We start from the raw sequence: 16,244 nt of genomic DNA, 5'->3' as shown, positions 1-16,244 counted from the left end.
CGAAGGCAGGAATCTTTTAATTAAATAGAAAATATAGGTAATCGATAGAACATTAAATAGTTCTTATATACTTTTTTTAACAATCGTAGACGACGCCTGAGCCGTCGGAAACACCAACAAATCTGCAATGTTAACGTGCGCAGGTCTGGAAACGGCAAAATAGATAATCTCGGCAACGTCTTCCGGCTGTAATGCTTTATAACCTTTATACACACTATCCGCAACAGCATCACCTTTAAATCGCACTTTGGAAAATTCAGTTTCTACCAATCCTGGATTTATGGCACTCACTTTTATGCCAAAGGAATTCAAGTCAATACGCATCCCTTCTGTAATGGCCAAAACGGCATGTTTACTGGCACAATATACATTCCCTTTAGGATAGACCTCCTTTCCTGCGGAAGATCCGATGTTGATGATATGTCCAGATTGCCGTTCGGTCATCTGTGGAATAATTGCTTTACTAACGTACAACAAACCCTTTACGTTGATATCCATCATGGCATCCCAATCGTCAGTATCTCCATTTTGAATGGGATCCAGACCGTGTGCATTTCCGGCATTATTGATTAAAATATCGATTTTTTTGAAATCTTCTGGTAGTCTTGCAATGGCTTCAAAAGTAGCAGCCTTATCGCGGACATCAAAATTCAAGGTGTGAACATCTGTCGTCCTTTCCAATGCTTTTTTGATGGTGTCCAAACGTTCTTGACGTCTGCCGCATAAAATTAAATTAATGTCGTGTTTTGCAAATTCATGTGCTGTGGCGCGTCCAATACCGCTTGTCGCCCCAGTGATTAATGCTGTTTTTCTCATGTCCAATATTCCCCTGAAAACGGGAGTCTCCTTTTTAGTTAATATTATAAATTTTAGCTTTTAAAATAGCTTTATTATCTGATTTTCTAATTATACCGTCAATAACTTAGAAATCCATCATGGAGATAAACTACGTCGAACCAAAAGATTCCTGCCGACGCAGGAATTTAATATTCCCGTGAAAACTGGAATCTCCTTTTTTGTTAATAGTATAAATTTAGTTTTTTAAAATAGCTTTCTTATCTGATCTTCTAATTATACCATCAATAACTTAGAAATCCATCATGGAGATAAGCTAGTCGAACCAAAAGATTCCTGCCTACGCAGGAATTTAATATTCCCGTGAAAACGGGAATCTCCTTTTTTGTTAATAGTATAAATTTAGTTTTTAAAAATAGCTTTATTATCTGATCTTCTAATTATACCATCTATAACTTAGAAATCCATCATGGAGATAAACTACGTCGAACCAAAAGATCCCTGCCTGCGCAGGAATGTTGCCATAAAAATACTTAAAACAGGCAATATCCAGTTGAATTCTTCTTTAATGATAAAAATTTCTTTCATTTAAAAACACGACGACGATTATAGATTTAAAAAATTGTCACTTATAATTAAAGATTGAGCAAATGTCTTTCCCATATCTTAAATTAATATTAAAACTGTAACAGTATGCCGATACACCTCATTTTTTAACCAATCCTTAACAGCAATCCAATAAAAATTTTAACAATTTGCACTACTCAAAAATTCAGACCCTATTTTGAGACTAAAATAAATTCTAAATATGATGGAAGATACTGTTGATATCAAAAGCATTAACGAGAAAATTGAAAGAGAAAGTGCCTTTGTTGACTTGCTTACTTTTGAAATGAACAAGGTCATTGTTGGCCAAAAATATATGGTAGAACGCTTGCTGATTGGATTGCTGGGACAAGGCCATATTTTATTGGAAGGTGTTCCTGGTTTAGCAAAAACATTGGCCATTAATACCTTATCCCAAGCTATTGAATCGAGTTTTAGCAGAATCCAATTTACACCAGATCTATTACCCGCTGATGTTGTTGGGACATTGATCTATAACATGAAGGTGAATGACTTCACCATTAAGAAAGGTCCAATCTTTGCAAATTTCGTCTTAGCAGATGAGATCAACAGAGCGCCTGCCAAAGTGCAATCGGCGTTATTGGAGGCGATGCAGGAAAAGCAAGTGACCATTGGTGATGAAACCTTTAAATTAGATAGACCATTTTTGGTAATGGCCACTCAAAACCCAATTGAACAAGAAGGAACCTACCCACTACCTGAAGCGCAAGTTGACCGTTTTATGTTAAAAACAGTTATCGATTATCCAAAAATTGATGAAGAACAACTTATCGTTCGTGCCAATCTTAAAGGAGCCTTTGACAAAGTAAATGCCGTTGTTTCTACAGAACAAATTTTAAGAGCACAAGAGGCCGTTCGTGAGGTCTATATGGATGAGAAGATCGAAAAATACATACTCGACATTATCTTCGCCACACGTTATCCTGAAAAATATAAACTTGCCGATCTAAAACCATTGATTTCATTTGGTGCATCGCCACGTGGAAGTATCAATTTAGCTATTGCTGCTAAATGTTATGCCTTTATCAAACGTCGTGGCTATGTTATTCCTGAAGATGTTCGTGCTGTTGTCCATGATGTCCTTAGACATAGAATAGGTATTACTTACGAAGCCGAGGCAGAAAATGTCACTTCTGTTGACATTATCAACAAAATCGTTAATCAAATTGAAGTACCATAAACAAGTCCGCAGTATTCAGTATGCAGTCGGCAGCAATCTGGCAACTCATTTCTGAATTATAGCGACTGAAAACTGAAGACTGCCAACAGCAGCCTCAAAAAAAATGGATACAAAAGAGCTTTTAAAAAAAGTACGCAAAATTGAGATTAAGACACGACGCTTGTCTAATCACATCTTTGGAGGAGAGTATCATTCGGCCTTCAAGGGACGCGGTATGACTTTTAGTGAAGTGCGCCAATATCAGTATGGTGATGATGTCCGTAATATCGATTGGAATGTTACCGCGCGCTACAACGAGCCTCATATCAAAATATTTGAGGAAGAGCGCGAACTGACCATGATGCTAATGGTTGATATTTCAGGTTCGGAATGGTTTGGAACTGAATCGCAATTTAAAAATGAAGTGATTACTGAGATCGCCGCAACCTTGTCGTTTTCAGCTACTCAAAATAATGATAAAATAGGATTGATCCTTTTTACGGATGCCATCGAATTATATATTCCACCAAAAAAAGGAAGATTCCACGTGTTGCGCATCATCCGCGAACTGATAGAATTTAAGCCGAAAAGTAGAAAAACAGATATCACGCAAGCCATCAAATTTTTATCCAGCGTGATGAAAAAGAAAGTAATTGTTTTTATTCTTTCTGATTTTATGGCCGATGGTTATAAACAAACACTTAAAATTGCGGCCAACAAACATGACGTAACTGGAATAAGAGTCTACGATAAACGTGAAGAAAATATTCCAAATTTAGGAATGGTCCAAATGATGGATGCAGAAAGTGGCGAATATATGTTGGTCAATACAGGCTCCAAAAAGATGCGGACAGATTATGGAAAATACTATAACGATCGCGTCAACTATTTTAAGGAAACCTTTACAAAATCAGGTGCTGGGGCAATTGACTGTCGCGTTGATGAGAGCTATGTCACAAAATTATTGGGCTATTTTAAACGCAGAGGGTAACGATTTATGAAGTACGAATTTCGACATATAACTATTAAAGCTTCACGCTTCAAGCTCCATGCTTCAAGCGTTCTGTCTATTTTCTTTTTTCTATCGTCTCTTTTCTCTTTTGCACAGGTCAAATCGTCCATCGATTCAACAAAAATCAAGATTGGTGAGCAGATTACCTATAAGATTGAAGTTGAAGCTGACACTACTGATTTAGTCGTATTTCCTGAAGGACAAACTTTTACGCCGTTGGAAATGATCGAGTCCTATAAAGCGGACACAACAAAAAACAAGGCCAAATACAACCTCATCAAAAAATATGGTCTCACCCAATTTGATTCTGGAAGTTATACCATCCCGAGACAAAAGATCATCATTGGCAGCAAAGAATACTTCACCGACTCATTAAGAGTAGAAGTGAACAACATTCTCGTAGACTCAACAAAACAAGGGCTTTATGACATCAAGCCTTTTATAAAAGTCGAGAAAAGCAGCAGTAATTGGTGGAAGACAGCACTCATCATCATCGCCATTCTCGCCTTGGTAGCATTCTTAATGTATTGGTTCATTTGGCGTAAAAAACCATTGACCGAAGCTGAGGAAATTGCATTGCTCCCACCTTATGAGCGGGCAAAAATGGCGTTACAAAAGTTAGATGAATCTGATTATTTACAGCAATCTGAACTTAAGGGTTATTATTCGGAATTGACATTTATCATCCGTCGTTATTTGGATGAACAAGTCTATGATCGTGCATTGGAAAGCACCACTGACGAATTGGTCAATCGCTTAAACCTACTTAAAGATGGCAATCAGATTGAGCTGAGCAAAAACGATATCAGAAATATTGAAACAATATTAAAACGTGCCGATTTGGTGAAATTCGCCAAGGTGACCCCAGATATTGAATTGGCCAAGATTGACAGAAATACTATTGACCTGGAAATTGACAATGTCAAACAGGCTCTACCTGAGCCCACAGAAGAAGAAAAACTACTCGATCAGCAGTATAAAGAAAAACAAGAACGCAAAAAGAAACGTCGTAAAGTCATTATTACTGTCGCCGCTTCACTGTTTTTAATTTTAGCAACTTTTGTTGGCTTCTCTGTAAAATACGGATTTGACTATGTCAAAGACACCATAATCGGTCATGAGAGCAAAGCATTGCTCGAAGGCGTTTGGGTGACGAGCGATTACGGCGTTCCTCCAATTTACATCTCTACACCAGCCGTTTTAGAACGTGTGGAATCGAAAGCGATTGATACCATTTCAAATGCCAAAACAACAATGTTCAGTTATGGAACCTTATTGAGCTCATTGAATATTGCGGTCAGCACTTCAAGGTTGAACATTCCCGATTCAATAAAAGTTGATTTGAATCTAGCCATTGAAGGAAGTCTACAGATGTTGGAGAAGAACAATGTCAAGGACATCATTACTAAGCGAGAAAAATTCGTTACCCCTAATGCTGCCGAAGGTCTGAAAGTTTTTGGTACAGCGTCGTTTCCGGGCCTCCTACCAGACCAATACCGTAAAGGCAAATACGTTTTTCTGGCATTCACTGCCCAGAATATATTACAACAGATCATTTTGGTTTGGGATGCAGAAGACCGATACGCTGAAGAAATTATGGAGCGTGTCTTGAACTCCGTTGAACTTAAAAAGGTAGAATGATGCTGGGAGGAATTGAATTTGTAAACAAAGAGTTTTTTTGGTTGTTTTTACTTCTGCCACTGCTCATTTTATGGTATGTATTAACACATAAAAAGCAAACGGCAGAACTTAAAATATCAACAATAAAAGGGTTTAAGTTGACCAACTCTTGGTTACCAAAAACCAAACATGCCTTATTTGTAATGAGACTGTTGGCATTATCTTTAGTGATTACCGCTTTGGCACGACCAAGGACCGTCGATGTTTCCACAAGGACGAAAACCACAAGAGGAATTGATATTGTCATCGCTATTGATGTTTCTGCAAGTATGCTGGCCAGGGATTTATTGCCCAACCGATTGGAAGCGCTAAAAGTGGTCGCTTCTGAATTTATAAAAAGCCGACCGAATGACCGGATTGGGATTGTGGAATATGCTGGAGAAGCCTATACTAAAACACCTATTACCAGTGACAAGGCTATTGTATTGCGAGCGCTCAACGATATCAAGTATAACACCATTATTGAAGGCGGAACTGCCATTGGTTCTGGTTTAGCAACCGCGGTTAACAGAATCAAAGACAGCAAGGCAAAAAGCAAAGTCATTATTTTATTGACAGATGGCGTCAACAACTCTGGTTTTATCGACCCGAAAACGGCAAGTGAATTAGCCGTAGCTTATGATATAAAAGTGTATACTATTGGGATTGGAACCAACGGAATGGCTTTATCACCAGTTGGAATTTTACCTAATGGAAATTTTAGATATGAACGCCAATTGGTAGAAATTGATGAGGAGTTAATGAAGGACATTGCCAAAGCTACCGGAGGAAAATATTTTAGAGCGGATAACAATAAAAAACTGGAAGCCATCTATGACGAAATTAATCAGCTAGAAAAAACTGACGTCGAAGAGTTTAAATACTCCAAATACGAAGAAAAGTACCGTCCGTTGATATTATTAGCTTTTGGACTCTTGTTGTTTGAATTTTTATTGCGGTCAACCTTGTTTAGAAGCTTTAATTAATGAAAGATAATAGAAACACATTTGTGTATTCATGGCAAATTAACGCCAACTGAATACTACCTGGACGTCCGCTTGCCCGAAACTTTTGTAAAGGTGGGTAGCATTTACGGAGACGGGAACATTGAATATTGAATACTGAACATGCAATTAGAAGAAAAAATATGGTTTTGGGGATTAATGGTCATTCCATTGATCGTTCTTGTATTTTTGTTACTGCAATGGTGGAAACACCGTACGCAGCGCAAATTTGCGAGAAAACCATTATTAAAGAGATTAAGCCCAAATTCGTCCATCTTCAAATCCATTTTGAAAGTTGTGGTGCTTTCTCTTGCTTTTGCGTGCTTAGTCTTGGCCTTGGTCAATCCAAAAGTTGGCACAAAGCTTGAAACAGTCAAACGTGAGGGCGTCGATATTGTTTTTGCTGTTGATGTTTCTAAAAGTATGCTGGCTGAGGACATTGCACCAAATCGTTTGGAAAAATCAAAGCAATTGGTCACCCAAATCATTAATAACTTGGCGAGTGATCGTGTAGGCATTATCGCTTATGCTGGAAAAGCATTCCCACAATTGCCGATCACAACAGACTATGGTTCTGCAAAAATGTTCCTTCAAAGCATGAATACAGACATGCTTTCATCACAAGGTACCGCTATCCATGAAGCTATTGAGCTTGCAAAAGATTATTATGATGATGACCAAGACACTAATCGCGTTCTTATTATCATTTCTGATGGCGAAGACCATGGCGAATTAGCTACACAAGTAGCAAGGGAAGCCTATGAAGAAGGTATCAGGATTTTCACTATAGGTGTTGGGGATGTAAAAGGTGGACGCATTCCAGAAAAACGGAATGGTGTTATTGTCAACTATAAAAAAGATAGGCAAGGAGAAACTGTCATTACCCGTTTAGATGAAAACACATTAAAAAATATTGCCCAAGAAGCTCATGGCTCTTATATTAATGGCAGAAACACAACGGAAGTGGTAGAACACATTCGGGATATTTTGAACAAAATGGACAAAACTGAATTTGAAGCCAAGCAATTTGCCGATTTTGAATCGCAATTCCAATGGTTTTTGGGTGCGGCCATTTTCTTTCTGATGATTGATGTCTTACTACTTGAAAGACGTACATCATGGTTAAAACGTTTGAATTTATTTAACGAAAACGCTACATAACTTTAAGAAAACATTATAATATTGATACCAATAGTTTTTTTAGATTTATGAACTGTTTAAAAATGAGGAAGATAAATTGTGATTTTGATTGAATTGGACTTCTGCAGCACGCAAGCATCAGCTTTTGAAAAGAGTTCATAATGACATAGAAAAATGAAAAACCTTACACTTCTAATAATATTTTTTACATGTTTCGCCTTCTCTCAAGACAAGGATAACGAAAGGGAGCAATTACAGGCAGTAAAGAAATCGAATGATTATATCTATCAAGCCAATGAGCTTATGGATGATGACAATTTCATTTCTGCAGAGAAAGAATATCGAAAAGCCATTTCCAAACAACCATCTTCAGTAGCAGGTACCTATAATTTAGGCAATTCTTATTTCAAGCAAGGAAACTACGAAGAGGCACTTTATAGACAGCAGCAAGCTGCGAAGAATGCCACTGAGAAATCGCAAAAGCATAAGGCATTCCATAACATTGGAAATATCTTGATGAAGAATAAGCAGTGTAAAGAAGCTGTTGAAGCGTATAAAAATGCCTTAAGAAATGATCCAACGGACGATGAAACCCGTTACAATCTTGGTTTGGCAAAAGAATGTGCTGAGCAACAAAAAGACGACCAGCCAGACGAAAATCAAGATAAAGACAAGGACAAACAGGACGAAAATAAAGATCAAGACGATCAGGATAAAGACAATCAAGATCAGGATAATCAAGATCAGGATAATAAAGAAAATAAAGATGATCCAGGTGATCAGGATAAGAAAGAAGACGACGATAAAAAAGATGAGGATAAGCCAAAAGACGAAAAGGAAGATAAAAATCAAGAAGAGAAACCTCAACCGGGCAAATTATCTCCTCAACAAATAAAGAATCTATTGGAAGCCATGAACAACCAGGAACAGAAAGTTCAGGAAAAAATGAATGCCGATAAACAAAAAGGCGTTAAAGTTAAAACGGATAAAGATTGGTAGAGAACAAGTTGGCAGTCAGCAGTTGACAGTTGGCAGTCAGTAGTAGTTGGGAATTAAATGAAATTAAAAACATACATATCATTATTTTTAATTGTAGCAAGTACAAGTTTTGTTGCGGCCCAAGTTAAGTTTGAGGCTAAAGTAAGCAAGACCAAACTTGGCATCAATGAGCGTTTACGTGTAGATTTTGAAATGAATACAGATGGCGATAATTTCAGTCCGCCGTCGTTTAGTGATTTTACGGTTGTGGGTGGTCCAAATCAATCGGTGAGTCATTCTTGGATCAATGGGGTCCGCTCGTTCACAAAAACCTACAGTTATTTTTTAGCGCCTAAGAAAACTGGATCGATCACCATCAATCAAGCAACCATCGAAATTGAAGGTGAAACTTATAAAACATCGCCAGTAACTGTTCAGATTACCTCAGCTGTCAATAGGCCTAATGATCCTGACAATGCTGAAAATGTTGCAGACGATAACCTTCATCTCATTGCAGAAATCTCAAAAGGCAACCCATATCTCAACGAAGCCGTTACTGTAGTTTATAAACTATATGTTTCTGAAGATATTGGTGTGAGTACCTTTAGGGAGATTGACAGTCCCAAATACAATGATTTCTGGAGTCAGAATATCGATCTCAAAGGAAACAAAATTCAAAATGTTGAATTTAGAGGTCGCCCTTACCGCTATTTGGTCATCAAGCAAGTGGTTTTATACCCCCAAAAAACAGGAAAATTGGAAATTGAACCATTAAGCTTGGATATTACCGTTGAAGTGCCGTCCAATAGACGTGACTTTTTTGGTGGACGGATGATGTCTCAAGTGCATAAAACGGTATCCGCCGGAAGCAAATCACTTCAAGTAAAGCCTCTGCCTGAAAACGGAAAACCAGAAAACTTTACTGGAGCTGTAGGTAATTTTGATTTTAAGGTGACCACCTCCAAAACTGAATTGAATGCCACCGAATCTTTGCAGGCACGATTGGAAGTTAAAGGGACAGGAAACCTCAAGCTGTTCCAATTGCCTAAACTAACCTTGCCAAGTTCTTTAGAAGTCTATGAACCGGAACATACCCAAAATATTAGAACCACAATAGATGGTATGCAAGGTGGTATTGCAGACAGTTATACTATTGTCCCACAATTTAAAGGGAAATACCCCATTCCAAATGTTGAGTTTTCCTATTTCGATTTAAAAACAGAGTCGTATAAAACTGTTTCTTCAGGAGAAATGATGATCAGCGTACTTGAAGGTCCAACCAACAGCACCCACACCGATAGTAATATTGCCACTGTTGGAGATGGCAAGCAGCGGGTGATCATGAACAATGAGCAATTTGCATTTGTTAAAAGTGAAGCCAATCTTAAACCGATTACCTCTGAACCATTCTTTAACTCTTCGTGGTTCTGGAGTTCATTTTTATTGCCGCTTATGGCCATTCCATTAGCGATGGTTTTCCGTAAGAAAAAGGCAGAGCGTCGTGCTGATGTCCAAGGAAATAAAATACGCAAGGCAGATAGGCTTGCAAAAAAATATTTGGGAGAAGCCAGAAAATCATTGGGTCAAAAAGAAGCCTTTTATATCGCGCTTGAAAGAGCCCTTCACAATTATTTAAAAGCAAAATTACGTATTGAAACCAGCGATTTCAGTAAGGATCGGATTAAAGAACTACTCTTAAAACGACAAGTGGAGGAATCAGTAATAGATAAGTTTGTAACCATTTTAGACAGTTGTGAATTGGCGAGATATACACCCTTTTCTGAAGTGACCATGCAACATGATTATGATAAGGCCGCCCAAACTATTTCAGTAATTGATAAACAGATTCGATAAGATGAAGCATTTTATTTACATACTGGCAATTTTAATTGGAAGCTTAGGGTTTGGACAAAATGAACAACTTTTTGAGCAAGCAAATGACTTGTACAACGAAGGCGATTTTGAAGAGGCCATTTCAAAATATGAAAGCATTATTGAGTCCGGAGAACACTCTGCGTCCTTGTACTTTAATTTGGCCAATGCGCATTACAAACTCAATCATATTGCCCCAAGTATTTATTATTATGAGAAAGCTTTAATACTCTCTCCCAATGATAAAGAAATCCGAAACAATATTGCATTTGCCCGTAATATGACCATTGATGCCATTGACCAAACACCTGAGTTTGGGTTTGCTAAATTCTCAAAGCGTGTCACCAATTGGCTCACCTTTGATAATTGGGCTAAATTATCAGTGTTGTTAATGGTGCTTTTTGTGGTGTTCTATCTCATTTATTATTTTAATTACGGTGCTACAAAAAAACGATTGGCATTCATTGCCGCTATGACTTTTTTAATTCTTGCATGCAGCTCGGTAGCATTGGCTTTTAATAATTACCATCTTGTAGAAAAAGATCGACCTGCCATTGTTTTTGCTAAAGAAAGTCAAGTGAAAAGCGAGCCAAATCTCAGAAGTTCTGAATCCTTTAAACTTCATGAAGGGACCAAAGTCCAAATTTTGGATACGGTCAATAACTGGAAGAAAATCAAACTTGCCGACGGCAAAACTGGCTGGATTCCTACTGACGCCATCAGGGCACTTTAGATTTTTGTTAATTATTTACTGATGTAAGATGCTCAGTTATTCCGTTTGGGCGTTCTCTATACTTCCTCTAAATTTAATTTAGATTGATTTCCGCATTTACAATGACAATCAAATTAAACGAATTACAGTCCTATCCTATTGTTTTGTAGCCAGTTTATAATGCTAATGACTGTGATTTTTGTTCTTAATATCTAACTGACTCCTTTTAATTATTCCATATTTCATATAAAAAAAGCCATTTTATCACTACTTTTAAGCCATCAATTTCCTATATAAACTGGAAGATTAAAGTAAGGCTCAAATAATACCGATTATGATTTTAAATGTCGCTTAAATGCTCCTTAAAATCTGTATCGACATTATACCTTTTGGAAATAAACACGACATTAAAAATTAAATTGTCATAAGATGGATTTAAATAAAGTATTTGCAAACAATAAAAATTGGATCAAAGAAAGATTGTCTGCTGACCCGAATTTCTTTGAGACTTTAAGTAAAGGACAAAACCCAGAATTACTGTTTATTGGATGTTCGGACAGTCGTGTTGCAGCAGAAGAACTAATGGGTCTAGGTCCCGGTGAGGTCTTTGTACATCGCAACATTGCTAATATGGTCATTAGTATTGACCTCAACGTCATGTCTGTGGTCAATTATGCGGTCAATCAATTGCAAGTTAAAGACGTGATCGTATGCGGCCATTATGCTTGTGGTGGCGTTAAAGCGGCCATGCAATCTGCTGACTTGGGAATATTAAATCCATGGCTCCGTAATATACGGGATGTCTATCGTATCCATCGCAATAAACTTAATGCCATTACAGATGAAGAAAAAAGATATGACCGATTGGTAGAGCTCAACGTTCAGGAACAATGTGTCAACCTGATAAAAACGGCTGCGGTTCAAAAAGCAAATAGAGATAGAGGCCTAAAGGTACACGGTTGGGTATTTGATGTTAAAACGGGTAAGCTGATCGATTTGAAAATTGATTTTGATAAGTACCTCAGTAAAATCATGGAGATTTATCATTTGGAATAATAATCAACAACCTTGGGTATCAAACCCTACTGGCGGGAATAAAAGCTACTCTTTAGCGATTCACCTATCGATAGACAAAGTACTATTAAATGAGAATATTATTGAACGGTTTGATCGGTTTCAGCAGATTCATCTTCTAAATTACCTTCCAATTCCTTTTTCTTTTCTAAAATCAATGGAAAAATCATCGGCACCAAGGATTTTACAGGACTATAAAGTGCTGAGTCTTCAATGCTTTTTTCGTCCGTCATTGGAATGGCGCGATTCATACTCTCAAAGATATTAAGTACCACGCTCAAGATCAAGGCTATTTTTAAAGCACCAAAAAGCCCACCAAGGAGTTTATTGACAATACCCAAAGCGGCAAAGTCCGCAAGCTTTGTCAAAGCTTTGCCAGCCAATGCTATCGCCAAAACAATAATAAGAAAGGTCACGGCAAAAGCAACGATATTGACCGTTTTTTCATCCCATTGCGAATTTTCATCAATAAACGATTCCGCAAAATTACTGAAATGGATGGCACCATATACTCCAGCAATCAAGGCTATAACAGAAGCAATTTCAACAAAAAAACCTTTCATAAGACCTCGCACGAGACCAAGACCAATAAAAGCAATTAAAACAATATCCAAAACACTCATAAGCCGTTATATTTTAGCAAACGTACATAAATTTCAGATTTTTAGACTTATAAACTTTAAACAGAATGCATTGTTCCTTAACTTTGCCTATGAGTTCTATTTGAAAGATTAACAACAACAAAAAACGGTTACTACTATTTAGTTACCGACAAAATTGAACTTGAAGCTGATTTGAACTTCAAGTTTCGTTTTAATTTGAAATTGAATTTCAATACTAACTGAAAAGATTACTGCCTTACTTCGACAAACTGAGTAACACGCAGGAAATTAAAATTGTCACTGCTATTATGGTAATGACAAGGAATTATTAACTAAAAAAGATTCCTGCCTTCGCAGGAAGTGATCATGTCAAGAGACAAACAATTAAAAGAGCGTTGGGAGCTAGTAGTCAATAAGCTTTCTACCCAATTCGCGGAAGGAGATATATTAGATTTGGATGCCATCATCTATTTGATTGGTGTGCAGGAATTAGGACAACTCCATCGAAAGTTCAAGAAAGACCATAAACTAGATTTGATGCACATTGCCATCTGTCGACTATTAGAACCTTATGGCTATTACGAATTTGATTATTTTGATGAGGATAAATGGCCGCATTATATCGTAAAAGAACAGCTACCACCTTTAAAAGCTGGAGAGCAGAGTGTTTTAATGAAGGAAGCCATTGTCAATTATTTTGTTGAAACTGAATATATAAAGTAATTCTATTTTCAGACCTGTCAGATTTTAAAAACCTGACAGGTCTTTAAGGTTTACAAAATCTTATAGGTTTTCATCCGAAAAACCTTAAATTTGCCATTCATTTTTTTGATTTATGATAGACAAGATTAAAGAACTTATCGCTGAAGTCGAAACGTTTAAAGCTCAATCCAAGGAAGAGATCGAAGCATTCCGCATCAAATACTTAGGAAAAAAAGGAGTATTGAATGAGTATTTCGCAGAATTCAAAAATGTTGCCAATGATCAAAAGAAAGAATTTGGGCAGGTCATTAACCAATTGAAAACAACCGCAGAAGAAAAAGTCAATGCGCTAAAGGAGGAACTGGAAAGCAAAGAAGAGGTCAAAGGCGTTTACGGCGATTTATCACGTCCTGGCGAACCTATTGCCATTGGTGCTCGTCATCCTATTTCTATCGTGAAAAACCAAATTATTGAAATCTTTTCACGCGTTGGGTTTAACGTTAGCGAAGGTCCGGAAATTGAAGACGATTGGCATAATTTTACAGCATTAAACTTGCCAGAATACCACCCAGCAAGAGATATGCAGGACACGTTTTTTATTCAAACCAATCCTGATATTTTGTTGCGTACACACACAAGTTCTGTGCAAGTGCGCTATATGGAGACCAACAAACCACCAATCCGTACCATTTCTCCAGGTCGTGTGTTTAGAAACGAAGCCATTTCATCACGCTCGCATTGTTTCTTCCATCAAGTGGAAGGTTTATACATTGATAAAGACGTGAGTTTTGCCGATTTAAAACAAACCCTTCAATATTTCACAACTGAAATGTTTGGGAAAAGTAAAATCCGTTTGCGTCCCTCCTATTTCCCGTTTACGGAACCAAGTGCAGAAGTAGATGTGTATTGGGGACTGGAAACTGAAATCGACCATCGCATCACCAAAGGCACTGGATGGCTGGAAATAATGGGTTGTGGAATGGTAGATCCTAATGTTCTCGAAAATTGTGGTATCGACTCAAAAATCTATTCAGGATTCGCTTTTGGGATGGGTATCGATCGGATTACAATGCTTTTGCACCAAATTGGTGACATCCGTTTATTGAGCGAAAATGATGTTAGATTTTTAGAACAATTTAAATCGTCTTTATAAATCCTTAAGATTCATAACTATAACCGCCGAGATTTCGTCGGTTTTTTTATTTAACATTTTTTTAACTTCGATTGGTTCGGATTGTTCCGAACCCGACTTATCTTTGCATAAAATTTGTAAACATGATAAGCAAAATTCGTACAGAAAAAGAAGACTTAGTCGAAAGATTGGGTGTCTTTATGGAGCAAAAAGAACAACTCGCTCCAGTGGCTGCCCGTATTCTATCATATATAATTTTGACAGGTAAGACAGGAACCACTTTTGAAGATTTAGTGAGGGATTTATGTGCCAGTAAAAGTACTATTTCTACACATTTAAATCATTTAGCCAATCTAAAGAGAATCCTTTACTTCACTAAAACTGGTGATCGAAAAAAATATTATACCATCAATGAAGATAGTATCATACAAAGTATTGATGCCATGACAGAATCATGGATTTTCCAAAAAGAACTGCATTTAGAAATTAGAGAATATAAAGAAAAGACCAACCAGATGAACAGCGATTATGACTCAAAATTCAATCTGGACTTTCATGATAATTACATCAAATTTTTAGATGAAGTCACCAAATCAGTATCCACATTAAAATCAAAAATTCTAGAAAAAACACTAAACTGTAATCAATGAAAACAATCAAACTTCCATTAGTCATCTCTCTTAGTATTATCACTCTTTTCATGAGTTGCGGAGATAAAGAACAAGCACCTCAAGGTCCCCAAGGACCGATGCCGTTTCAAGTGACTACAATTCCTCAAAGAACTGTAACAGGATTTACTACGTATCCAACGAGCATTGAAGGCGTTAATAACAGTGAAGTGCGTCCAAAAATATCAGGTTATATTACAGATGTTTTAGTAGACGAAGGTCAAAGAGTTAGAAAGGGGCAAACCCTTTTCAAATTGGAGACGCAGGCACTCAGCCAGGATGCTGCCGGAGCAAAAGCCAATGTTAATGCGGCTCAAGTTGAAGTCGATAAACTAAAACCTTTGGTTGATAAGAACATTATCAGTAGCGTTCAGTTAGAAACTGCAAAAGCCAAATTACTGCAAGCGCAAAGTGCTTATAACAGTATTGGTGCAAACATTGACTATGCAAACATAAAAAGTCCTGTAGACGGCTATGTTGGCTCCATCAGACTTCGTAAAGGATCTTTAGTTAGTCCTACAGGTCAAGAGCCTTTGACCACGGTTTCTGATATTAGTGAAGTTTATGCATATTTCTCGATGAACGAAAGAGAGTATCTTGATTTTATTCAAAATGCTGAAGGAGAAAATATTAAGGAAAAAATCAAGAACTTCCCAAAAGTGACCTTGATTTTGGCCAACGGAAGCATTTACGACAAAGAAGGCACCATTGAAACCATTAACTCTCAAGTGAATGCCAATACAGGTTCTATCTCGTTTCGCGCTGTCTTTAATAATGATTCAAGATTGTTGACCAACGGAAACAGTGGGAAAATCAGAGTTCCAAAAACATATTCAAATGTGGTGGTGGTCCCTAAGGAATCCACTTATGAGCAGCAAGGCAGTTATTATGTCTATAAATTAGCTGAAGATAATATGGCTGTTTCTACACGTATCGCCGTAATAGCCGATGTCAACAACGTCTACGTAGTATCTGAAGGTCTTCAGGAAGGTGATAAAATTGTTGCAAAAGGCGTAGCAAAGCTAAGAGGTGATTCACAGATAAAGCCTATGGAAGTACCCTTTGATACTATTGCGAAACCAATTGAGAAAGTATTCAGATAAAAAAG

General features: G+C 37.3%; 15 protein-coding genes. 13 read left to right on the top strand and 2 right to left on the bottom strand.

Translation table 11 applies throughout. The annotated features are described in order from the left end of the window. Positions 1-63: 63 nt before the first annotated feature. Complete coding sequence (locus J4051_RS13150) at positions 64-816, bottom strand: SDR family NAD(P)-dependent oxidoreductase (RefSeq protein WP_208234339.1); 753 nt, start codon at positions 814-816, stop codon at positions 64-66. Positions 817-1,603: 787 nt separating this feature from the next. Between J4051_RS13150 and J4051_RS13145 the strand changes: the two genes are divergently transcribed. From J4051_RS13145 to J4051_RS13105, 9 genes are all read left to right on the top strand, one after another. Next, entirely contained in the window at positions 1,604-2,602 is a 999-nt protein-coding gene (locus tag J4051_RS13145) for an AAA family ATPase (RefSeq protein ID WP_394368923.1), read from the top strand. 103 nt (positions 2,603-2,705) lie between these two features. Then, positions 2,706-3,572 (top strand): DUF58 domain-containing protein, encoded by an 867-nt coding sequence (locus J4051_RS13140; RefSeq protein WP_208234338.1) that lies wholly within the window; start codon positions 2,706-2,708, stop codon positions 3,570-3,572. Between the two features lie 6 nt (positions 3,573-3,578). Beyond that, entirely contained in the window at positions 3,579-5,234 is a 1,656-nt protein-coding gene (locus J4051_RS13135; RefSeq protein ID WP_236027433.1) for a BatD family protein, read from the top strand. After that, positions 5,234-6,238, top strand: a complete 1,005-nt coding sequence (locus J4051_RS13130; RefSeq protein ID WP_208234414.1) for a vWA domain-containing protein — start codon at positions 5,234-5,236, stop codon at positions 6,236-6,238. Before J4051_RS13135 ends, J4051_RS13130 begins: the two co-directional genes overlap by 1 nt. Positions 6,239-6,379: 141 nt before the next feature. Beyond that, entirely contained in the window at positions 6,380-7,417 is a 1,038-nt protein-coding gene (locus J4051_RS13125; RefSeq protein ID WP_208234337.1) for a vWA domain-containing protein, read from the top strand. Between the two features lie 153 nt (positions 7,418-7,570). Beyond that, on the top strand, positions 7,571-8,395 hold the full coding sequence (locus J4051_RS13120; protein ID WP_208234336.1) for a tetratricopeptide repeat protein: 825 nt from the start codon (positions 7,571-7,573) through the stop codon (positions 8,393-8,395). Positions 8,396-8,452: 57 nt separating this feature from the next. Next, complete coding sequence (locus J4051_RS13115; protein WP_208234335.1) at positions 8,453-10,228, top strand: BatD family protein; 1,776 nt, start codon at positions 8,453-8,455, stop codon at positions 10,226-10,228. Between the two features lies 1 nt (position 10,229). Continuing rightward, a complete protein-coding gene (locus J4051_RS13110) occupies positions 10,230-10,979 on the top strand; it encodes a tetratricopeptide repeat protein (protein ID WP_208234334.1) in 750 nt (249 codons plus the stop codon). Positions 10,980-11,387: 408 nt separating this feature from the next. Then, positions 11,388-12,014, top strand: a complete 627-nt coding sequence (locus tag J4051_RS13105; protein ID WP_208234333.1) for a carbonic anhydrase — start codon at positions 11,388-11,390, stop codon at positions 12,012-12,014. 98 nt (positions 12,015-12,112) lie between these two features. Here the strand turns inward: J4051_RS13105 and J4051_RS13100 are convergent, their stop codons facing one another. Then, on the bottom strand, positions 12,113-12,655 hold the full coding sequence (locus tag J4051_RS13100; RefSeq protein ID WP_208234332.1) for a CvpA family protein: 543 nt from the start codon (positions 12,653-12,655) through the stop codon (positions 12,113-12,115). A 345-nt stretch (positions 12,656-13,000) separates the two neighbouring features. Here J4051_RS13100 and J4051_RS13095 point away from each other — a divergent pair, with 345 nt between their 5' ends. From J4051_RS13095 to J4051_RS13080, 4 genes are all read left to right on the top strand, one after another. Beyond that, entirely contained in the window at positions 13,001-13,357 is a 357-nt protein-coding gene (locus J4051_RS13095; protein WP_208234331.1) for a hypothetical protein, read from the top strand. 112 nt (positions 13,358-13,469) lie between these two features. Then, positions 13,470-14,489, top strand: a complete 1,020-nt coding sequence (gene pheS, locus J4051_RS13090; RefSeq protein WP_208234330.1) for a phenylalanine--tRNA ligase subunit alpha — start codon at positions 13,470-13,472, stop codon at positions 14,487-14,489. A gap of 122 nt (positions 14,490-14,611) precedes the next feature. Continuing rightward, entirely contained in the window at positions 14,612-15,118 is a 507-nt protein-coding gene (locus J4051_RS13085) for a GbsR/MarR family transcriptional regulator (RefSeq protein WP_208234329.1), read from the top strand. Beyond that, entirely contained in the window at positions 15,115-16,239 is a 1,125-nt protein-coding gene (locus J4051_RS13080) for an efflux RND transporter periplasmic adaptor subunit (protein WP_208234328.1), read from the top strand. The genes J4051_RS13085 and J4051_RS13080 overlap by 4 nt, the downstream gene beginning before the upstream one ends. The last annotated feature ends 5 nt before the right edge of the window (positions 16,240-16,244 follow it).

It is taken from the genome of Gelidibacter pelagius (genome assembly GCF_017581925.1).
Taxonomy (GTDB): Bacteria; Bacteroidota; Bacteroidia; order Flavobacteriales; family Flavobacteriaceae; genus Gelidibacter; species Gelidibacter pelagius.
This window is presented reverse-complemented; position numbering and strand designations above follow the sequence as displayed.

What these genes read in the sequence shown, in the direction of transcription:
- J4051_RS13150 (WP_208234339.1), bottom strand. Translation starts at nt 816, where the DNA reads ATGAGAAAAACAGCATTAATCACTGGGGCGACAAGCGGTATTGGACGC.
- J4051_RS13145 (WP_394368923.1), top strand. Translation starts at nt 1,604, where the DNA reads ATGATGGAAGATACTGTTGATATCAAAAGCATTAACGAGAAAATTGAA.
- J4051_RS13140 (WP_208234338.1), top strand. Translation starts at nt 2,706, where the DNA reads ATGGATACAAAAGAGCTTTTAAAAAAAGTACGCAAAATTGAGATTAAG.
- J4051_RS13135 (WP_236027433.1), top strand. Translation starts at nt 3,579, where the DNA reads ATGAAGTACGAATTTCGACATATAACTATTAAAGCTTCACGCTTCAAG.
- J4051_RS13130 (WP_208234414.1), top strand. Translation starts at nt 5,234, where the DNA reads ATGCTGGGAGGAATTGAATTTGTAAACAAAGAGTTTTTTTGGTTGTTT.
- J4051_RS13125 (WP_208234337.1), top strand. Translation starts at nt 6,380, where the DNA reads ATGCAATTAGAAGAAAAAATATGGTTTTGGGGATTAATGGTCATTCCA.
- J4051_RS13120 (WP_208234336.1), top strand. Translation starts at nt 7,571, where the DNA reads ATGAAAAACCTTACACTTCTAATAATATTTTTTACATGTTTCGCCTTC.
- J4051_RS13115 (WP_208234335.1), top strand. Translation starts at nt 8,453, where the DNA reads ATGAAATTAAAAACATACATATCATTATTTTTAATTGTAGCAAGTACA.
- J4051_RS13110 (WP_208234334.1), top strand. Translation starts at nt 10,230, where the DNA reads ATGAAGCATTTTATTTACATACTGGCAATTTTAATTGGAAGCTTAGGG.
- J4051_RS13105 (WP_208234333.1), top strand. Translation starts at nt 11,388, where the DNA reads ATGGATTTAAATAAAGTATTTGCAAACAATAAAAATTGGATCAAAGAA.
- J4051_RS13100 (WP_208234332.1), bottom strand. Translation starts at nt 12,655, where the DNA reads ATGAGTGTTTTGGATATTGTTTTAATTGCTTTTATTGGTCTTGGTCTC.
- J4051_RS13095 (WP_208234331.1), top strand. Translation starts at nt 13,001, where the DNA reads ATGTCAAGAGACAAACAATTAAAAGAGCGTTGGGAGCTAGTAGTCAAT.
- pheS (WP_208234330.1), top strand. Translation starts at nt 13,470, where the DNA reads ATGATAGACAAGATTAAAGAACTTATCGCTGAAGTCGAAACGTTTAAA.
- J4051_RS13085 (WP_208234329.1), top strand. Translation starts at nt 14,612, where the DNA reads ATGATAAGCAAAATTCGTACAGAAAAAGAAGACTTAGTCGAAAGATTG.
- J4051_RS13080 (WP_208234328.1), top strand. Translation starts at nt 15,115, where the DNA reads ATGAAAACAATCAAACTTCCATTAGTCATCTCTCTTAGTATTATCACT.